General features: G+C 37.1%; 19 protein-coding genes. 9 read left to right on the forward strand and 10 right to left on the reverse strand.

The window, feature by feature from the left end; translation table 11 throughout:
* A complete protein-coding gene (locus D7V20_RS04240) occupies positions 1 to 561 on the forward strand; it encodes a hypothetical protein (RefSeq protein ID WP_120383089.1) in 561 nt (186 codons plus the stop codon).
* Between the two features lie 86 nt (positions 562 to 647).
* Here the strand turns inward: D7V20_RS04240 and D7V20_RS04245 are convergent, their stop codons facing one another.
* Positions 648 to 1,052, reverse strand: a complete 405-nt coding sequence (locus D7V20_RS04245; protein WP_120383090.1) for a protease inhibitor I42 family protein — start codon at positions 1,050 to 1,052, stop codon at positions 648 to 650.
* 87 nt (positions 1,053 to 1,139) lie between these two features.
* Positions 1,140 to 1,709 carry a hypothetical protein gene (locus D7V20_RS04250; RefSeq protein ID WP_120383091.1) on the reverse strand — a complete coding sequence of 190 codons (570 nt, stop codon included), beginning with the start codon at positions 1,707 to 1,709 and terminating at the stop codon, positions 1,140 to 1,142.
* A 222-nt stretch (positions 1,710 to 1,931) separates the two neighbouring features.
* On the opposite strand from D7V20_RS04250, the gene D7V20_RS04255 reads away from it, so the two are divergent.
* Positions 1,932 to 2,567 (forward strand): class I SAM-dependent methyltransferase, encoded by a 636-nt coding sequence (locus D7V20_RS04255; RefSeq protein WP_120383092.1) that lies wholly within the window; start codon positions 1,932 to 1,934, stop codon positions 2,565 to 2,567.
* Between the two features lie 371 nt (positions 2,568 to 2,938).
* Here D7V20_RS04255 and D7V20_RS04260 read toward each other — a convergent pair whose 3' ends face one another.
* Positions 2,939 to 3,406, reverse strand: coding sequence for a Holliday junction resolvase-like protein (locus tag D7V20_RS04260; RefSeq protein ID WP_120383093.1), 468 nt, complete (start codon positions 3,404 to 3,406; stop codon positions 2,939 to 2,941).
* Between the two features lie 128 nt (positions 3,407 to 3,534).
* Here D7V20_RS04260 and D7V20_RS04265 point away from each other — a divergent pair, with 128 nt between their 5' ends.
* The 5 genes from D7V20_RS04265 to D7V20_RS04285 all read left to right on the forward strand — a co-directional run bounded on the left by D7V20_RS04265 (position 3,535) and on the right by D7V20_RS04285 (position 8,884).
* Positions 3,535 to 4,179: a ParA family protein gene (locus D7V20_RS04265; RefSeq protein WP_120383094.1), complete on the forward strand. Its 645-nt coding sequence runs from the start codon at positions 3,535 to 3,537 to the stop codon at positions 4,177 to 4,179.
* 103 nt (positions 4,180 to 4,282) lie between these two features.
* Complete coding sequence (locus D7V20_RS04270) at positions 4,283 to 5,395, forward strand: AI-2E family transporter (protein ID WP_120383095.1); 1,113 nt, start codon at positions 4,283 to 4,285, stop codon at positions 5,393 to 5,395.
* Positions 5,396 to 5,615: 220 nt separating this feature from the next.
* Complete coding sequence (sodC, locus tag D7V20_RS04275) at positions 5,616 to 6,170, forward strand: superoxide dismutase family protein (RefSeq protein WP_120383096.1); 555 nt, start codon at positions 5,616 to 5,618, stop codon at positions 6,168 to 6,170.
* 154 nt (positions 6,171 to 6,324) lie between these two features.
* Positions 6,325 to 8,475: a YccS family putative transporter gene (gene yccS, locus D7V20_RS04280; RefSeq protein WP_120383097.1), complete on the forward strand. Its 2,151-nt coding sequence runs from the start codon at positions 6,325 to 6,327 to the stop codon at positions 8,473 to 8,475.
* Positions 8,476 to 8,596: 121 nt separating this feature from the next.
* A complete protein-coding gene (locus tag D7V20_RS04285; RefSeq protein ID WP_120383098.1) occupies positions 8,597 to 8,884 on the forward strand; it encodes a DUF3817 domain-containing protein in 288 nt (95 codons plus the stop codon).
* A 123-nt stretch (positions 8,885 to 9,007) separates the two neighbouring features.
* On the opposite strand, the gene craA is transcribed toward D7V20_RS04285, so the two are convergent.
* The 6 genes from craA to D7V20_RS04315 all read right to left on the reverse strand — a co-directional run bounded on the left by craA (position 9,008) and on the right by D7V20_RS04315 (position 15,183).
* Entirely contained in the window at positions 9,008 to 10,237 is a 1,230-nt protein-coding gene (gene craA / locus D7V20_RS04290) for a chloramphenicol efflux MFS transporter CraA (RefSeq protein WP_171407758.1), read from the reverse strand.
* Between the two features lie 388 nt (positions 10,238 to 10,625).
* Positions 10,626 to 11,501 carry a pirin family protein gene (locus D7V20_RS04295; RefSeq protein ID WP_120383100.1) on the reverse strand — a complete coding sequence of 292 codons (876 nt, stop codon included), beginning with the start codon at positions 11,499 to 11,501 and terminating at the stop codon, positions 10,626 to 10,628.
* Positions 11,502 to 11,531: 30 nt separating this feature from the next.
* On the reverse strand, positions 11,532 to 12,296 hold the full coding sequence (locus tag D7V20_RS04300) for a nucleotidyltransferase domain-containing protein (protein ID WP_120383101.1): 765 nt from the start codon (positions 12,294 to 12,296) through the stop codon (positions 11,532 to 11,534).
* Positions 12,297 to 12,353: 57 nt separating this feature from the next.
* Complete coding sequence (locus D7V20_RS19990; protein WP_213072503.1) at positions 12,354 to 13,172, reverse strand: hypothetical protein; 819 nt, start codon at positions 13,170 to 13,172, stop codon at positions 12,354 to 12,356.
* 126 nt (positions 13,173 to 13,298) lie between these two features.
* A complete protein-coding gene (locus D7V20_RS04310; protein WP_120383102.1) occupies positions 13,299 to 13,673 on the reverse strand; it encodes a hypothetical protein in 375 nt (124 codons plus the stop codon).
* Between the two features lie 100 nt (positions 13,674 to 13,773).
* On the reverse strand, positions 13,774 to 15,183 hold the full coding sequence (locus D7V20_RS04315) for an FAD-binding oxidoreductase (RefSeq protein WP_120383103.1): 1,410 nt from the start codon (positions 15,181 to 15,183) through the stop codon (positions 13,774 to 13,776).
* 371 nt (positions 15,184 to 15,554) lie between these two features.
* On the opposite strand from D7V20_RS04315, the gene serA reads away from it, so the two are divergent.
* Both serA and D7V20_RS04325 read left to right on the forward strand, forming a co-directional pair.
* Positions 15,555 to 16,787, forward strand: coding sequence for a phosphoglycerate dehydrogenase (gene serA / locus D7V20_RS04320; RefSeq protein ID WP_010113404.1), 1,233 nt, complete (start codon positions 15,555 to 15,557; stop codon positions 16,785 to 16,787).
* A gap of 282 nt (positions 16,788 to 17,069) precedes the next feature.
* On the forward strand, positions 17,070 to 17,939 hold the full coding sequence (locus D7V20_RS04325; RefSeq protein ID WP_120383104.1) for an EamA family transporter: 870 nt from the start codon (positions 17,070 to 17,072) through the stop codon (positions 17,937 to 17,939).
* Between the two features lie 350 nt (positions 17,940 to 18,289).
* Here the strand turns inward: D7V20_RS04325 and D7V20_RS04330 are convergent, their stop codons facing one another.
* Positions 18,290 to 20,287: a PKD domain-containing protein gene (locus D7V20_RS04330; RefSeq protein WP_235831595.1), complete on the reverse strand. Its 1,998-nt coding sequence runs from the start codon at positions 20,285 to 20,287 to the stop codon at positions 18,290 to 18,292.
* Positions 20,288 to 20,534: the final 247 nt, after the last annotated feature.

Here is a 20,534-nt window from a genome sequence, read left to right on the forward strand (position 1 = left end):
ATGACCAATCCATTTTTCCGCCCAATCCTCATCTCTGGATTGTTGGTTACACTTATGTTAGCCACAGCGTGTACGCCGAAAAACGATGTACAACAAAATAATGACTCAGAAACAAAAAATACGTCACAAGAAGTGATGGATCAACTGAAAACCAAGCCTATTCAAGCATTTCCAAATACTCCAAATGATGCACATGACATTGCCATACTGGAAGAATATCAGCAAAAGTTGGCTGAGAATAACAATGCGCTTGAAGCAGATTTAAAGAAACGTAGCATTGATGGTCATTTAACAGCAAAAATTGATCATCAACTTAAACGAGATGGTATTGAGTCTGCATTAATCATGTTAAAAGCATTGGATTTAAAGACCGAACAAGGTCGCTATATTCAAGGTTTGTATTATCAATACTGGGAAAACCAAGCCAAAGTCTATGATGCGAAAAAACAGTCTAGCGATGCCGAGCTTAAAAATCCTGCTGATGCGGTAAAAGGCATGGGCGATATGCTGACTGCGGATGATCAGCTTGAACATTGGAAAGAGACTCAGCCTAAAAAATAATTTTAGCGCATTCATCTTTTATGCATCACAAATAAAAAAGTGCCTGATCAACAAGGCACTTTTCACATTCACAAACCGATTATTGCTTAAGATACACGTATACGACATAACCATTTTTGATCAGGTTGTTGAGATGACTCCCACGCACGTACATGAACCAATTGAATATAGTCCTGTCCGGGCTTTTCAGCAGTAAAACGGAATGTTTTCGTTCCCGATGCGCCAACAGCTTTTTCATCACTATTATTCTGTAAATAAGTTTCTTCTGTTTTAAAAATTTTTAAAGGTTCTAATAATTGCCACTGATAACCTGTACTTGGATTTTCAGAAACATTGAATATCAACACCTCACCGACTTTCATATTCTTTAAAGTGGGGCACTTTTGCTCTATGGTGTATTCATGTGTTTTAACAACAGGGTTAGAAGGCGCGTGACAAGCGCTCATTGCCATACTCAAAATAACGAGGCCAAAACACACTAAACCTTTCATTTATCCACTCTTTTTGACAGTATTTGCTTATCTTTTCAGCACATACCTTATCATCTTCTTGAATCAGGCTCAAATCAGAATTTAAATTTAGATGTTCTGCTTTTCGATCCATTGAATCGAGTCAACCCGAATAAGTTTGCATGCACCATCACCCACACCATTCCAATCCAAGGCAGATTTCCAAACTAGATTTTTATCGTTAACCTGAACCAAATCGCCTTTTAAGCGCACCAAATCGCCACGTTTCACTTTTTTAATGGCTTTAGCAATCGTTGGATTGGCTGGAATAATATGCATATTACTGACTAACTGTGTCGCATACTGCGCTGGAATCGGTGGTTTTGCCATTTGCCAATTTAAATAACGATCATACTGATTAATCGAGATTTGACGTGCAATATCAGGTGCCGTGAACAAGCCACGTGTGACAGCATAATCAATCGGAGAAAACTTTGCTTGTTCATCCGTACTATATTCTTTGGAACCTAAAATGCGGAACTCACCATGAAATGGTTCTAAAACAGAAATTTTTTGGGACTGATCTACAGGAGCTAGACCATTGGCAATATTATATTTTGGAGAGGTAATCGATTGAGAAGCATTGACCTGAAATGCACTCAGAAGCAACGCTGCTGCATAAATAAATTTTTTGGTCATCACATGCCCTTCTCTGTTGCTACTTTAGTTGTTACTTTAAATGTAAACCTTGAACAAATCACACAAAATAGGTTCAATATTTATGTTTATTATTCACAAGACTGGATGAAATAAAAATCGAGTTTCAGTAACAAAATACAGAAATTTCGTCATATTTTTGTCTTATCTTCCATTCCTGCTTTGGTTAAAATCAAAACAATAGCAAAACAACAGCCTAAAAATATGCTCTATAAATTTTATCAACAACGGGTTTTCCCTCATCTACTCAATCAAGTCATGCAAACACCGAGTTTGATGCAAGGGCGTGCAGAATTGCTGAGTAAAGTTCGTGGTGATGTGCTTGAAATTGGTTTTGGGACAGGGCTCAATCTACCTTTTTATCAAGAAGTTGAACAAATTTATGCACTTGAACCCAATCGTGATGTTTATGATTTGGCTAAGAAACGTGTTTTAGAAGCCCCTTTTCATGTACAACATATTCAAGCCAGCGCTGAAAAACTGCCTTTTGCGGACAATTCAGTAGATAGCATTGTCAGTACATGGACGCTGTGCAGTATTGCTGAATTAGACAAAGCCCTTCAAGAAATCCATCGTGTGTTAAAACCGAATGGCATCTTGCATTTGATTGAGCATGTACAATATCAAGACAATAAGTTATTGAAAAAGTTACAGGATGTACTTACCCCTGTACAAAAAGTGATTGCAGATGGTTGTCATCTCAATCGAAATATTGAGCTTGAGCTATTGAATGCAAATTTCAAATTTTCTGAAAAATACTATTTTGATGCCGAAGACCTACCTAAAGTAGGCCGACGAATGTTTATGGCAAGGGCGCAAAAGGTTGAAATGACGGTCTGAACATCACATTGAATTAATTTAAACCCTTTTAGATAAATAATGCTCGTCAGTTAAGCACAATTTAGTCGTTATTCATCTAAGAGTCGTCCCTATCCCTAAGCCTGAACCATTTATGGCACAAGGAAAAAGAGAGAGACTATCGAGAATTTAAACTAATTTTAGATTCCTTACGCAGCAGTGCTGCTCATCCCTCCTTTATCAAAGGAGAGGAACTTAACTCCAGAAGGGGCAAGGCGGAGGATTTAAATGACTTAACTGAGCAGCATTACCGTTAAATAAGTGACTTTTCTTATAAAATACGGTCTAGCACTGAAACTGGTGAACTTTTTTAGACAACGAATTTCTCAAATCAATACATCCCTACCAAAACCCTACCCATCTAAATCTATTCGAATAGTTTCAAAACGCACTCGCCCTTCATGAATCGCCTGAGCAATTGCTTGCTGACCTTTGGTCAACCGTGCGCCGCCACTTTTAATATCAATTAACACCACTTCAATATCTTCAGCCAACCCATCACCATCACGAAAATCGGTATAACCGTCAAAGACAACATAATCAATAGGATCACCTAAAAACTTAGCATCACTAGGTAAATAGCGAAATTCAGGCATGATCGGCGCCATTTGCTCTGCCATCTTGCCTTTTAACACGGCACGACTGGTATTTACACTGCGCTTTTGCGCACTGGCCAATGCCTGCTGATGCTCTAGCTCTAATTCAGTAATATATTGTTCATACTCAGCTTTAATTTTGCCGTTACGTGTACTCGACAACACAATTGTGGTTAAAACGATGCCTATACATGCACCAATTAACATTGCCATCCAAATGGACATGCTTTTCTTCCAAAAACAACACACTGCACAATGTAAACAACTACTAGACTTTTGTCATGTGTAACCTACACATGACAAATTAATGCTAAGCTAGGGCAAACAATCACTTGCCCAATCATTGTCTAATCATGAAAACGATCCTCATTGCAAATTTGAAAGGTGGCTGCGGTAAAACAATTACAGCAATAACATTGGCTTCTGCACTTGCCCAAAAAGGCTATAAAGTCGCTCTAGCCGATGCCGACACACAAAAATCAGCAATGCAATGGTTAAAACATCGTCCTGAAGATGCCGCTCCGATTCAAAGTTTAGATTGGCGGCATGAGAAATCGATCGGTGATGCACCTAAAAATTTAGATTATTTAGTGATTGATGCACCAGGTGCATTGACGGGTGAGCATGCAGAACAATTGATTAGTGAATGTCATGCGGTTGTTACCCCATTACAACCTTCATTTTTCGATATCGACAGTACCAAACGTTTTCTCAAACATATTCAAGAAATTAAGAAGATCCGCAAAGGTAAAGTTGCTGTGCATTTAGTTGCAAATCGTATGAAACCAAACAGTGCCAGTGCTAAGGATATTCAGCAGTTTTTTGATAAAATTGAACAGAAGCCTGTCGCATGGATTTCTGAACGTAGTGCCTACGGTCAATTGGCAATGCACGGTTTAACCATTTTTGATAAAACTCAAAAAAATTTCATCACCATTCAACAGCAATGGCAGCCACTTTTAGATGCCTTAATCGATGATCCAAGCGATTGGTTTTGAAATATTTTTATAAAAGATCATGTGAATGTCGCTTAGAATTTGCCACATTACATTTTTCAGTTAATATTGGGTGAATAACTCAGCATTTTATTCAGAGTAATTAGTGCAAGAATTTTCTTCGAACATACAGCGTATCTTATTGTTTAGTTTATTATTTATCCTAATTTTTTTGGGCTATGATATTCTGAAATACTTTATTGTTCCTGTTTTATGGGCCTGTATTATCGCCTATATGACTTGGCCAATGTATAAACGCATCTTAAGAATATTCGGAACACATCGCCCTACGCTGAGTGCATCTATTATGATTATGCTCGTCGTGTTAGTGGTTGGCGTTCCATTAACATTTGCGATTTTTATTTTACAACATGAAGGCAGAAATCTTTATTTTGATTTACAACGACAATTGTCTTCTGGTCACTTAACTGTTCCAGATTTTATTCGTGAATTACCGATTATTGGTAAAGAAATTAGCCGTACTGTACGTGAAATAAATACCGACCCAACCAGTCTTTCCCAAAACATTGGTACCTGGATTCAGGGGCATTTAAATTACGGCAAACTGGTTCTCAATGAAATTACTAGAAATGTCATTAAGTTGTGTTTTGCAGTCATGTCATTGTTCTTTTTCTATCGTGATGGGCAAACCATTTTAGGACAAGTCAGTAAAGCTTTAGAAATGTTGATCGGTCCACGTATTCATCATTATTTAGACACGATTTCAGAAACGACTCGTGCTGTTGTTTATGGTGTCGGATTAACAGCTGTCGCTCAAGCGTTTCTTGCAGGGTTGAGTTATTTTGTGGCAGGTGTGCCTAATCCAATGGTGCTAACCATCATCACATTCCTGATGGCATTAATCCCCTTCGGCCCTCCTGTTGCCTATACTGCTATCTCGCTGTGGCTATTTTCACAAGGTCAAACTGTGGAAGCGATCGGGGTTATGGCATGGGGTGTTTGTATCGTCAGTACTGCAGATAATGTGATCCGTCCATTGGTCATTTCAGGTGCGACCAAGATTCCATTCTTATTAATCATGTTTGGTGTTTTAGGGGGATTAGCTAGTTTTGGATTGGTCGGTTTATTTATCGGTCCAGTGATCTTGGCAATTCTTCTTGCTATCTGGCGTGAATGGTTACATGAAACACTTGATCCTGAACCTATGCCTAAAACAACCATGGCATATGATATTGATGATGAATCAAAACCGTTTTAAAACATTAAGTTTCATGTTTTAAATATCAACTCGTTTGCAGCTTATTTCATTTTAAAACTTATCAATTCACATGAATTGGTAAGTTTTAATAAAAATTTATTTTAATAAAATAAAACTTATTTAATAAACTTATACAATCAGATATTTAAAGCACATTGTTTCGTAGTCTAAGTTTTGTTGCAATAGATGCAATAATTTCAAAATGATGAGAATACCTGAGATGTCATCTAAGCTCGTTAAAACGTCTATCTTTTGTTCTTTGTTCGCTTTAATTTCAGTGGGTTGTACTTCGAATCCAAACAACACCAAATCGTCTAAATCACCACAACAGGTTGTGGACATTCATAGTGTATCAGCACAAGGTGTTGGCAATAAAATTGGGACAATTAGTTTTCAAGATACTGCAAAAGGTTTAAGCATCACTTCAAAATTATCAGCCTTACCTTCAGGTTTTCACGGTTTCCATATCCATGAAAAAGGCTCATGTGAACCTGCTGAAAAAGATGGAAAAATGGGTGCAGCATTGGCAGCAGGAAGCCATTTCAATCCAAACCATACGGGACATGGCACACCAAATGAAGGACACATGGGTGATTTACCTGTGCTGAATGTTGACTCGAATGGCAATGCCAATACCACTGTGATTGCCCCTCGCCTTAAACTTTCAGATGTTCAAGGGCTTGCAATTATGATCCATGCAGGGGGAGATAATTATTCAGATCATCCAAAACCATTGGGTGGTGGCGGTGACCGTATTGCCTGCGGCGTTATTTAATCAGTGATTGTGGATTGAACAGAACTCAGCAATTAATTTGATGTGGATAAGCAAAGACTTATCCACATTTTTATTTTCAAAACTGCCTATTTGCTCATTCATTTATGTATTGGTCAAGCTATAATGAATCGGTTTTTCAATCTAGAGAATCTCTGTGAATAGTTTCAAAGATCTGTTTCTGAGTTTCAAATCCAATTCGACACTGATCTATTGCTTACAAATTTTTATTGTTCTGACTGGAACAACACTGGGGCTTTATGTTCTTGATGCTGAATACTTAATTGTCCCAATCACCTTAGGTGCAATTGCAACAGCACTGACAGATTTTGATGATCGACTGACCATCCGTTTGCGTAATCTTGTCTTGGTTTGTGTGTTATTTTTCAGCGTAAGTAGCATTCTCGAGTTTCTCTATCCTTATAAGTTATTATTTTTAATCTATTTATCACTTTCAAGCGCCGCCTTTATTTTAATGGGTGCCCTTGGGCAACGTTATGCAACGATTTCATTCGGTACAATATTGTTGTCTATTTACACCATGTTTGGTTTGGGTGAATACAGTGAATGGTACCAACAACCCACATATTTCGTTATGGGCACATTGTGGTACGGTCTGACTTCAATTCTATTCTATATACTTAAACCAACACAGGCTGTTCAAGATAATTTATCGCAAAGCTTTGATTCATTAGCACAATTATTAATGAGCAAAGCGCGTCTGTTTGACCCTGACAATACCGATAATGTCGAACAACTTTTATATGATTTATCTTTACAAAACAGTGCTGTCGTACAAATTTTAAATATCACCAAAGCGTCTTTACTGACACGTTTGAAAGCATCTCGTGCCAATAAAAACACCATTTACTGGTTGAATTTATATTTCTTAGCACAAGACATTCACGAACAAGTCACTTCAAATTACTTACATTATGAAAATATTCATAAAAATTTTAGTCGTACCGATTTAATTTATCGCATTCAAAAAAATGTTCGTTTACAAGCCATCAATTGTCAAAAACTCGCTGAAAGCATTTTAAAACAGCATAGTTTTCAAACCAATCCAGACAATTCAACGGTCCTAGAAAACTTAGAACAATCGATGCAAGCGTGGATTCAACAAAATCCCTATAATTTAGAAGTAAAGAATTTATTATTGGTTTTAAATAATCTAAAAAATGTACAACAACAATTTATTAATCTCAGTATCGAACAAGACAGCTATCAACAAAGTTATAGTCAACATCATGATAATTTGAATTTGTTGGATGACGATATTCATGGTGTGCAAGATTTATGGCTTAAAATCAAGCAACATTTAACGCCTAAATCTGCATTGTTTCGCCATGCGGTACGTATTGCCTTTGTATTTGCGGTGGGCTATAGCATCTCACTCTTGCCCTTTGCTAAACATGGTTATTGGATTTTACTCACCAGTTTATTTGTCTGCCAAATCAGTTATTTTGCAACCAAAAGCCGCTTAAAATTACGTACTTTAGGAACAATTTTAGGGGTAGTTTTAGGTATTCCTATTCTCTATTTTGTCCCCAATGTAGAAGGTCAGTTGGTATTGACCATTATTTTTGGGGTATGCTTTTTCTATTTACGTTCTAAAAAATATGCCATGGCGACGCTGATGGCAACCTTAGTGGTTTTATTGATCTTTAATTTAAAAGGTGCAGGCTATGCCATTATTTTACCTCGAATTATTGACACAATCTTAGGCTGTTTAATTGCCCTATTTGCAGTGAGTTTTATTTGGCCTGATTGGAACTTTCGCAATATTTCCAACAATATTCGTAAAAGTACACAAGCCACTTTGGACTATTTCGATGCAATTGTTGAACAATATCAACATGGTAAAAACAACAGTGTGGATTATCGCAAAGCTCGTCGTTTCGCACATAATGCGCAAATTGAATTGTCGAGCATGATTTCAAGTTTAAGTACTGAACCCAACCCTCAACAAGATTTAATCCATCATGCTTTTCGCTATTTGGTCTATAGCCACAGTCAACTCAGCTATGTGTCTGCTTTGGGCAGTCATCGTCAGCAAGTACATGATCAGCAGATTTTAGATTTAATGCTGTGGTGTAAACAAACACTCAACGATGTTTTACTGCACCATGTAGTTTTAGATGAAGTGTCGATTCAACATAAATTATTGGATATTAAACAGTTAAGTGAGCAAGAAAATTTATCTGATGATTTATTACTGGCGTTAAAACAAATCAGTTTGTTATTGGAAACCTTGCCAGAGCTGTTAAAGTTGAAAACAACATTGCTTGAACTTGAAATTAAATAACTGCAAATTGGTTTATATTTGGGTTTATAGATTATGCAACTTCAGCAATTTTATCATTTCGTCCAACTTTTCATCGAATTACGTTACACTCGCAACTCATTCTCATTGTTAAATAGTAACCATGAATATTAAATCTTTACGTATTGTTGGTTTTCTCGAAGGTATTTCCTTCCTTCTTCTCCTATTTGTTGCTATGCCCATGAAATATATTTGGGGCAATCCGATTTTAGTCAAATATGTTGGCATGGGACACGGCGTACTGTTTATTGCATTTCTTGCGGTTTTATTTGTAGTGTGTGAAAAACAGAAATGGTCAATTAAGATGTTTATCCTCGGCCTCATTGCATCCATTTTGCCGTTTGGGCCATTTGTTTTCGATCATCAATTGAAGAAATTTGCACAAAATTAAAATGCAATATTATGATTTATAAGGTCTTATTTTTAGAATAAGATAATAAAACAAAGGGAGATAAACATCTCCCTTTGTTTTAAGCGCAAATATGCGATATGAATGAAGCAAGCATCTAAAAACTTAGAACTCACCACGTTCCTTTCTACCCAGCATAATTTTTTTCAAGGTTGCTTGTGGGAAGGTAAACCATAGAACAATCAATGTTAAGCATGACAATGCATAAGCCCATAGATGAAAATGCTCATACAACACACGCACCAACTCAATCACAAAGAAAAAAGTAAACATCATCAGTACTGAAACAGCTGCGGCAACTGTACCTTTCGATATTTCAGAAGACATCAGTGCAAAACGGTACAGTACGGAGAAGCTAATCCCTTCACCAAAACTGACTAAAGTCATCCCAAGAATGACACAATATAGAAAGTATTCTCGCCAAATCACGCCTAAAAACACAATAAGTGTACCCAATAGCATCAGTGGTAGACCGATCAGCACTGTTTTACCCAAGGCATAACGATCAATCACTTTGATGAGCACAATATTACCAACAATCAATCCACCTAAAACTGGGAATTGCGCCAATCCATACTGCACACTGCTCAATCCTAATTCTTCGACCAACATCACTGGCGACAAAGCAATCCATAACATTAAAGGCATGGCGAGCATTGGTAAACCTAGAGTCAGTCCGATAAAGGTCTTATTCTTATAAACCTGTTTATAGTCATCCCAGATATAACTTAAAGGTTGTTTGGGAATACTGACTTTAGGATTTGGCATTTTGGCTTTCAAGCCAAACCAGCTTAGAAAAGCGAGAAATGCGATCCCAATAAAGCCCCAATGCCATGACACATGGTCGATGAGAAATGCACCGAGTACAGGCCCTAATAACGGTGCAAGTAAGGAAATATTGGCCATCAATGCCATGACTTTAATGGCATCACGTTCTTCAAAGGTTTCTTGAATCGCGGCATAACCCACGGCTGAAATTACTGATAAACCAAAGCCTTGTAAAAACCTTAAAGCCAAGAAGCTTTCAATCGTATGGGTAAATAGAATCAATAAACAGGTGACTGCAAAGAATGCCACACCGGCCAACAATACTTTTTTGCGACCGAGTCGATCAGACAATGGCCCCATGAGCCATGCAACACATGCACCTCCCAATAAATAGAAGGACATAGAAGATGGCGCCCAAACACTGCTTACACCAAAGTCTTTGGTAATCGCAAGCATGGCGGGTTGCACCAAGTCATTGCCGATATAGACTGAAAATTCGAACAATACCAATGCCAATGGAAACATCAGCGTGGCACGACTGAGGGTCGTCGTCTGTTCTTTTTGCATTAAATTTTGCATTGTTTTCTACATATAATTTTTGGCTTGTTTGGCTGTAACTTGGGGTGTATTGACATTCATTTATAGAATGCCAATACACCCTGTTTTGGGAGATAAGCGACAGCCCAATGACAAGCACTGAGATTTTAAATAAAAAGTTGTGGAATTTACTTTGAAATAAAGCTGATTAACATCGTATTCACGAGATGTCTAAATCAATGATGTCTAAGTTAATGAATAAAAAGCGATAATAAAACAATATTTGTGAGATTTTAAGTTCAGCAAAATACACCCACCTTGCTGAAGGCGAGATTCTAACAAAGTTCAATTACAAAAACGAGTCAGGATTTACAAAGATTATCATATAAGCAAAAATGAACCAGAAGAATGGTTTTATTTAATCAGATTCGACAGGCTGAATAAATTTTCCAGCCTTTAAATCCTCATAGGCTTGTAGAATTTCAGCATAAGTATTCATTACAAAAAAGCCTTTGGCATTAATCGGTTCATTCAGCGGTGCAGCGCTCATGAATAAAAACTTACTCTCTCGATGTGCTGTGATTTCAACTTGTTCACCATGACTCGATATCACTGCAAGTGCTTGGTCATCGAGTAGTTCATCTTCAGGACTAAATTCTAAACATCCAGTACGTAAGAAAATCAAGGTACTGTCACCGACTTTGGCAGGAAATACGGTGCTTTGCCCTGCTTTTAAATGAATATCTAACAGCAAAATTGGGCTATGGGTTTTGGCTGGCCCTGTAAATCCTAGATATTCACCTGCAATGACTCGAACAAAACCTGCATCATGTTCTAACTGTACTGTTGGAATAGTCGCTTTTTTTAAGCTTTGATAACGGGCAGGCTTGAGTTTATCTTTTGCAGGCAAATTGACCCACAGTTGTACAATCTCAAAAGCACCCCCTTGTTTAGAAAATTCCTCACTAAACAATTCTTTATGTATCACACCTGATGCAGCCGTCATCCATTGCACATCACCTTCCGCAATGATGCCACCTCCACCAGTAGAATCACGGTGTTCCAACTCACCTTGAAACATGATGGTGACAGTTTCAAAACCTCGATGCGGATGCTCTGTCACACCTTTGCGTAAGTTGCTCGGTTTTAAAAGTCCTGGGCCTAAATGATCGAGCAATAAAAAAGGTGAGACCGTATTTCCTAACTCATGGTGTGAAAAAATGGTTTTTACTGGATGAAAATCCCCAACAGAAAATAAGCTGTCATTTCGGTGGATAAAGGCGAGGGTTTTCATACTGTTTTTATTCTCTCACTCAGAAAAGTATTAACCATAAAAATGTTGTTTAAGGCTAAAACTATATTCTGTTAAATAACGCTGTAACTTTTCAATATCGTTAGTCGGTTGGATGGCTCGTAAATTTAAAGCTTCAATTTTATCATTCAATAATTTTAAAATCTGAGCTTGTTCAATTTCAGGCAATTGTGCTTTTTCTTTCTGCTGTTTTTTAATTTCCAAATAATCTTCTGCCCAATGGCGTAATGGATCATTGGCATTGATTTGTTCAAATAATTGCGTGATCTGCAATTCAGGCATGATTTGCTGTGTTGCCAATTCTGCTGACATCAAACCACGAATCGAATAAAACACTTTTTTATAAGTAAAATTATCAGCGGTTTGCATCACATCCATACCACTTTTAGCAAGAGATAAATAATGATAATACAATGCCTTATAGTCTATTCGTTCCAGTAAACCATCTCTAAACTTTTCCCATTCAGGAAATTGATTGAAATAAATAATATGCGCACGCACCCATTCCAAAACTGTCGGGTTACTTTTCGCCAAAAGCCCAAACATTTTATTCAGGTCAAATGAAACAAAGTCGAAATCACCATCCATGATTTCAATTAAATCACGATGTTTTCGATAGTCATAATATTGTGCTTTAGAAGGTAGGTGAAAACCACGTACATCATAGTCACTGTCTGGACTTGCCATACCCCATAAACGACTACCACTTTCGATATAAAACAGTGGATAGTCATCTCGATCTTTAAATAAGTTTTGAATTTCTTGTTGAATGTTCATTTTGTTCACTTTTTAGAAATTGATTAACTTTAAAAATCAGTAAATTAATAAAAATTCCTAACCTTCCTCATTATATGGATATTTTCTAGTGTCTAGAAAACTTGTATAATTTTGATAATAGAACTCAGCTATCAAATCCAAAATTTCTTTAGAACATTTTTCGTTGAATTTTGCAACTTTTCCTTTTGGAAGCCAATTGTCATACTTTCTTTTTTCAAAATATGTAGAGAGCAAACCAATTCTCCCATCTGGGCAATTACTAATTAAACGACCAAATGCTCTTTCCATCAAACTTGTTGGCATCATATCTTTTTTTATTGTTTCTAAAATTTTTATTTCTCCACTTTCAGCATTAACAATCTGAGCTATCAGTACATCACGCCAAGAATCAGTTGGGCTCTCATCAGATATGATTAAATGCATTACAGCGACATATGGAAAACCAGCTTCCAATAAACCCTTGGCTTGCGAGAACCCATACTCATTTGGAGATTTTTGTTGTTTAACAAACTTTGCTCTAATAACTTTTAGTTCTATGGCTAAAGTTTTAGAAACCAAAAGTTGATCATTTTCATAAGGAATGATTAATAAATCAATGTCACCAGGAGTTATCATTGAAGGTATTAATTTTGAGGAAATCGTAAAAGGGCGAATTAAAGTTCCACTATTTTGCCCCATATTTTCAAAAAACTTCCCCATTAATCTTGAGTAACCTTGTCCATAGAGATATCTATTACATATATATTGTAACCCTAATGCTATTTCATCATCATTATTTACTAGCTTAGCATCTATACAAAAAATTATATCTCCATCTCTTTTTATTAAAGGCTTAACCTTTAGAGGTAAACTATACTCCCCTATATCAATTGACATAAATAAAGCTCTTTATATATTATTTTATGTAAAACAATAATTTATATTTTAATAAAGAGCAATCTGATATTACTCAGATCCGCTCTTTTGGAATAGTTAAAACAATCAGTATCTTATTTCCATCAATCAAGAACACATTGCCTTCTGAAAAGCCTTGGTATTTTTACCACGTAAACATTGATATTCTTTTTCTGTGTCGACACGCTTCCAATCACCATCAACCTTTTTAAAACGATATACGGTGCGAATCGACTTCACAGAATCGTCCATCAAACCTGTTTCTGTCAACTTCACTTCTGCCACAGTTGGCGATTCAACACTATTAAAATACTGACGAATTTCTAAAGTCGACAAATCTTTACGCAAGTCACTACGCTCATCCAACACCTGAGCCAAAGGCGTTCCAGAACCACCGCCCACTTTATTCACTAAATTCTGTGTCGTTGCACAACCTGACAATACTGCTACACATAAAGCAGAAGTTAAAATCAAACGATTCATTGTTATTATTCCCCTATAACAAGAAAAAGGTATTACACATATCATGCAATACCTTTTCACTTTACACTATTGAAACTATGTTTCTATGACAGATTAAATTTTACAAATCAAACAATTTACCAGGGTTCATAATCCCGTTTGGATCGAACACTTTTTTCAACGCTTTCATATATTCAATTTCTTCGGCAGTACGTGTGTACTCAAGATAAGGCTTTTTCGTCATGCCTACACCATGCTCCGCTGAAATCGAACCATCATATTTCTGCACAGTTTCAAATACATACTTATTCACGATCTGACATTTTGCAAAGAATTCATCTTTAGATAAATTTTCAGGTTTTAAAATATTTAAATGTAAATTACCGTCACCAATATGACCGAACCAGCAAATTTCAAAATCAGGATAGTTTTCAGCAACAATACTATCAATTTCTTTAATAAAAGCTGGAACATGCGTGATTAATACTGAAATATCATTTTTATACGGTGTGAACGGTGCAATCGTTTCAGAAATATCTTCACGTAAACGCCATAAACTCTGTACTTGCTCAAGACTTTGACTCATCACACCATCAAGTACCCAACCTTGCTCCATACAATGCTCAAAGATTTCCATCGCAGCATCAATGATTGGTTCATACGGCGCTTCAAATTCAAGCAATACATAGAATGGACATTCTGTTTCAAATGGACGTGGGACATGTCCACGAGCCAAGACTTTCTGCATCGCCAATTCACCAAAGAACTCAAATGCAGTCAAATCAATTTTACTTTGAAAAGCATGTAGCACAGGCATAATCGCATCAAAATCAGGAACGCCCAATACCAAGACTTGTAAATCATGCGGTTGGCGCTCAAGCTTAATTTCAGCTTCAGTCACTAGACCTAATGTCCCTTCACCACCGATAAATAAATGTTGCAACGCATAACCAGTCGCATTTTTAATCATGCCTTTGTTTAAACGCAAAACATCACCTTTACCTGTCACAACAGTCAGACCCAACACCCAGTTACGTGTCATGCCATACTTAATAACTTTAATACCGCCTGCATTGGTACCAATGTTGCCGCCCATTTGTGATGAACCAGAAGAAGCAAAATCAACTGGATAATACATGCCTTGTTCTTCGGCATAATTTTGTAGTTGCTCAGTCACCACGCCTGCTTGAATACGTACCATACGGTCAGCAGGATAGAACTCTAAAATTTGATTCATTTTGTCAAAACTAATGACAATTTCACCATCGGCAGCCACAGCACCCGCAGATAAACCTGTACGACCACCTGATGGTGTAATCGCAACATTAAACTGGTTAGCGAGTTTAACTATCGCTTGTACTTGTTCAGTAGACGATGGAAAAACAATCACTGACGGATTTGGATCGAAATGCTTAGTATGGTCTTTACCCCAATTTTCTAAGCTATCAGCATCGGTTTTGATGCGGTTTTCACCGACAATTTCCGTCAATTGGGTCATTAATTCAGGTGCGATCGTTACTGGAGCATTCATCTTTTGCGGGCCTAGCAAGTAGAAAATAAGGTTGCGGTACTACAACATGCAAAATTTTAAATCAGTCAGTGAAAATTTTTCAGCATTTTTTCAATACCAAAAAGATCAATAATGCTGATTTCAGCAGTATTTTACCGAGTTGACAGCGATGGATAAAGCATAGATTTGCATTGCATGACCCATACGTCATATCCAAAGCATTATTCAAGCACTATAAAAATCAATAAATTAGCAATCTATTTGATTTTTATATAATGCTTATCAGAAATCGTAGATAAAATATCCGCTTTACTATGACAAACGAAATATCTATGGAACAGTGTCTATGGTATCATACTGCGACTAAATTTGGCCTTTGTAGCGGAGCCGTAATGAGCCAACATCTTTCACTACCTAAAGATAAAATTCGTTTCTTGTTGTTAGAAGGCGTTCATCAAAACGCGATTGACACTCTAAATGCTGCTGGATATACCAATATCGATTCCCGTAAAACTGCGCTTGAGGGTGAAGCGTTGAAAGAAGCGGTTAAAGATGCACACTTCATTGGTATTCGTTCCCGTACACAATTAACTGAAGAAATCTTTGAAGCTGCGAATAAATTGATCGCAGTGGGTTGTTTCTGTATCGGGACAAACCAAGTGAATTTAAATGCAGCGATGATTCGTGGTATTCCTGTATTTAACGCACCTTACTCAAATACACGTTCAGTTGCTGAACTTGTACTTGCTGAAGCGATTCTTTTACTTCGTGGCGTACCAGCTAAATCTGCTTCTACTCACCGTGGTGGCTGGAACAAATCTGCTGTAGGTTCGTTTGAAACACGTGGTAAAACACTCGGTATCGTAGGTTATGGCTCAATCGGTTCTCAACTTTCAGTTTTAGCTGAAAGCTTGGGTATGCACGTGATTTATTATGATGCAGTGACTAAATTACCAATGGGTAATGCACGTCAAGTCGGTTCTCTAGATGAACTTCTTGCCAATGCTGATGTTGTAAGCTTACACGTTCCAGATGTTCCTTCTACTCGTAATTTCTTTACTAAAGAACAGTTTGCGAAAATGAAAGAAGGTTCGATCTTCATCAATGCTGCACGTGGTACATGTGTGATCATTGAAGATCTTGCTGATGCGATCAAATCTGGTCACATTGCAGGTGCTGCGGTAGACGTATTCCCGAAAGAGCCTAAAGCCAACGGTGAAGAATTCGTTTCTCCACTTCGTGGTTTAGACAACGTGATCTTAACGCCTCACGTAGGTGGTTCTACCATGGAAGCGCAAGCGAATATTGGTTTAGAAGTGGCTGAGAAATTTGTTGCTTATTCAGATAAAGGCATGACGTTATCTGCTGTTAACTTCCCTGAAATCGCACTTCCATTGACTGAAGGTAAACATCGTTTACTGCACATTCATAAAAACGTGCCAGGTGTTCTTTCTAAGATCAACAACTTATTCGCTGAACATGGTATCAACATTTCTGGTCAGTCTTTAATGACGAAAGGCGATGTTGGCTATTTAGTGATGGATGTTGATGCAACTGCATCTAAAGAAGCACTTGATACGCTGAGCGATGTTGAAGGCACAATCCGCGTTCGTGTATTGTTCTAAGCATCTCTGCTTTAAAAAACCACAGGTATATACCTGTGGTTTTTTTATTGGGTTGTGATCAATAAGGCTAACGCCATTCAGAGCTATTATTTTTCAGTGCAATTCGGTTTTATTGATCAATAATCCATTTAAATATCTTCTCTTAGGCTTCTGTACAAAACACTGCAAGTGTCTTAAGCTCAACAGCGTCAAAATCACATGACTTTTCACTAAAATTGTTTTATAAAATGAAGTCTATTGCCAATATTTTTCTACAAGCTATTACGCTAAACTCCTGAAAGAATGCCAAATTTAAAAGTTGCACCTCATCTTCAAGCTTTAGTTTTACTTTTCATTGCGATGATCAGTATTCAAAGTAGTGGTGCGCTTGCTAAAGTGCTCTTTGAGCATTTTCCTGTATTGACCATTTCCGCTATGCGTCTTTTACTGGGTTCATTAATTTTGGCTGTTATTTTCAAAATTTGGCAAGCCAATTTTAAACAAGTGAGATGGACAGCAATCATCAGTTACGGCATCGCTTTAGCTGGAATGAATGCCCTATTTTACTTATCGATTGAACGATTACCTTTGGGTATTGCCGTTTCGTTTGAGTTTATCGGTCCATTAAGTGTTGCACTGTATCATGCGCGGCAAAAGTTTGATTTTGTTTGGGTGGGATTGGCAATTTTAGGATTGGTTTTACTGTTTCCTTTCGATCAGACTGTACAGCGATTAGACCCCATCGGTATTGCTTTAGCATTAGGTGCTGGTGCATGTTGGGCGCTATATATTGTTGCAGGACAAAAGCCTTCAGGTATTTCAGGTAACCATACGGTTTGTTTAGGTATGTTTGTCGGTATGCTGTGTTTAATGCCGATTGCTCTATTCACAGGCATGCCCGCAAGTGTTTTTCAACCTGCCAACTTTATCTATTTTATCGCTTTAGCTGTATTAGCCAGCGCATTACCTTTTTCTTTGGAAATGATTGCGTTAAGAAATTTAACGGCTTTGAGCTTCGGTACGCTAATGAGTTTAGAGCCTGCTGTAGCGGCATTTTCAGGTTTTATTTTCTTAAATGAACAACTGCTTTGGACACAATGGTTGGCTTTAGCGACAATTATTAGTGCTTCTATTGGCTGTACCATGACAACACAGAAAATGAAAAATAAGTAGCAAATCACCTTTATTGAATAAATATTTAAAAATAAATCACTTAAAGAAATAAAAAAGATAACAAGTAAAGTTAATCCATGACATGAATACTGCATTTGCGTTACTTATGTTTTTAAATACTGCTAAGTCGTCAAGAATTACTGCTCAACCTTAAAGCCAAGTTAGATGGTATGACAAATATGCTAAATTTCGGCGACGACTTGATTAAACTCATGATTATATTTATGACTATAGTCATAAAAGAATTGAAATTAAAAAGATTGAGCCCTGTTCAATTCAGGACTCAATCTTATACCCAATTAAACTGCCTAAAATTCCAAGTTCAGTTTATGAAAGGTATTTTTGATCATTTATTGCAGACTATTATCAAAAAGAAAAATTGGGATAATTTCATTTGGGTTAGGTGTAGATGTGGTATCAAGCCATTCACGTCCCAGATAAGTGACATTATCAACTTGGACTACGCCAGTTAGCGTTCTACTAAAATCACCATGATCAGGCCCTTTCAAAAAGTCAGAAGGTACTGCTATGGTCATTGGTTTGCCATAAATAGCTTCAAACGATAAAGAAACATACTGATTATTACGATCCATCGTTTCCAATGTAACTGTGCATGGCTTTCCGATTAATTTAGAGTCTACCTCCCAATTCCCGTTAGGATCCACAACGGGTGAACCATTGCTAAAACTTGTACAAACGACTGGAAAACTTACAATATCATTTGACTGAATGACTTCCCTTTCTGTTAGACGAATAGCCACATTACCTGTCAATCCAGATATAATCGTTCCTTTATAACGAACCCATTGATTATTTTCGTAGATCAATCCAGTCTGTGCCTCCCAGTCCAATTGATTATCTTGATCCTGAATACCTGAAATTACTCGACCTCCTTCCTTTGACAATGTGAAGTTAATCTGCCCATTCATTTTGCCATGACACGCAATTTCAGCTCCATCTGGAAGTATACACTTCACAAAATTATCCGTCGTTGGTGGACTTAACTCAATAATCACTGTTCCTGAGGTACCCGAGGTTTGGGAACCGATCATAGTGCCAGTTTCATCATTTGCAGACCATTCAATTGAACCATTGGATGGCATGTTAATGACCGTTAAACCTTCTACAGGAAAGTAATTTACTTTTGTAAAAGCTGAACCATCATCGAGTGTAATTTTCGCTGTCACATAACAAGGAACACCTATTCCATTTTGTCGACATTGAACAAAAACCGAACCTGCATTTTCAAATTTAAAATCCCAATTCCATGTCGAAAAGTGATGCACTGTCGCATGAACTGCCAGACCAGTAGGAGACTCACTTGAGGCAACAACTTGTCCTATCCCTTCTTCAATCCATAAGCCTTGAACTTCATCAAAATGCCACATCGGGATTTGCGTACCAACCGTCATTTCCTGATTGTTAATGCGCTTCAACGGTAAATTCATTTGAATATCCGCTGTCTTACCCACTGCAAGTTGTAATTTTTGTCCATCAGCATCTTTAAATGTTGCCGTAATCATTCCTGCACTGATTAACTGAACAATATTCCCTTGCGCATCTCTTGCTACACCATTTGCAGGCATTGCATTTAAGTCACTATTGGTGATATCCCATGGTGTCAACTCCACAGTAACCGCACCTGTTGCAACACGACCATCTGATTTTACAAATGCATTTGCTGGAATGGTAATAGTTGCTCCTAGGTGTCTTGACTCAATCATTTGTGCTACAGAAATATCTTCAATGGGTATAACTTGTTTAATCGCTAAAAGATTTGCTGAAACTGCTTTTAAATTTTTTACTTCATAAACGATAGATTGGGTAATGAAACCTGATTTTTCAAACTTAGCTACAATTTGCTGTGTACCTTGTGGAATCGCCACTTTTAATGCAGCTAATCCATTTGAATCAGTAGTGGCTACTTGTCCCAAAATTGTTACGCTTGCATTTGGAATCGTTGCACCATCGATACTTTGCACTGAAACAGCAACATCTTGAGTTTGCACAGTCCCTTGTTTTATTGTAATTTTCTGAGTTGTTGAACTCGATTGACCTGCCAAATCTGTTACGCTTAACGTAACCGTATATTTACCCGCTGTTGTGTATATATGCTCAATCGTTTTTCCAGTTCCTTTAGAACCATCTCCAAAATCCCATGCATAAACGCTGATTGCGTTACCTTCTTTTGCTTTATAAACAGTAGTTTTAGTTGCATCAAACTTAATCACTTCACCCGAACTAGGTGCTGTCGGACTATATTCAAATTTCGCCGTAGGCTTACAAGCAACTAAAAATAAGCTTAAAAATGCGAAAAGAAACCACTTTATATAGTTTGCTGTTTTCATCATTTATATCCTTATTATCAATACAATTTTATATGTGACTTGCATCACAATTTAATTCTACTGTGTATATATGCTTAACAATAGCTATTTATTTTGTTTTACTTTTAAATTGATGAAAGAATTATTTTTTTTGTATATTGCAATAATGGGTATTACGCAGTAGCCCTATTTTGAACTTAGATCACACAAGACACAATATTTTTTGATTTTAACTAAATTACGATATAGAAAGACGAGGTAACATAAA

It is taken from the genome of Acinetobacter rongchengensis, from assembly GCF_003611475.1.
Classification (GTDB): domain Bacteria; phylum Pseudomonadota; class Gammaproteobacteria; order Pseudomonadales; family Moraxellaceae; genus Acinetobacter; species Acinetobacter rongchengensis.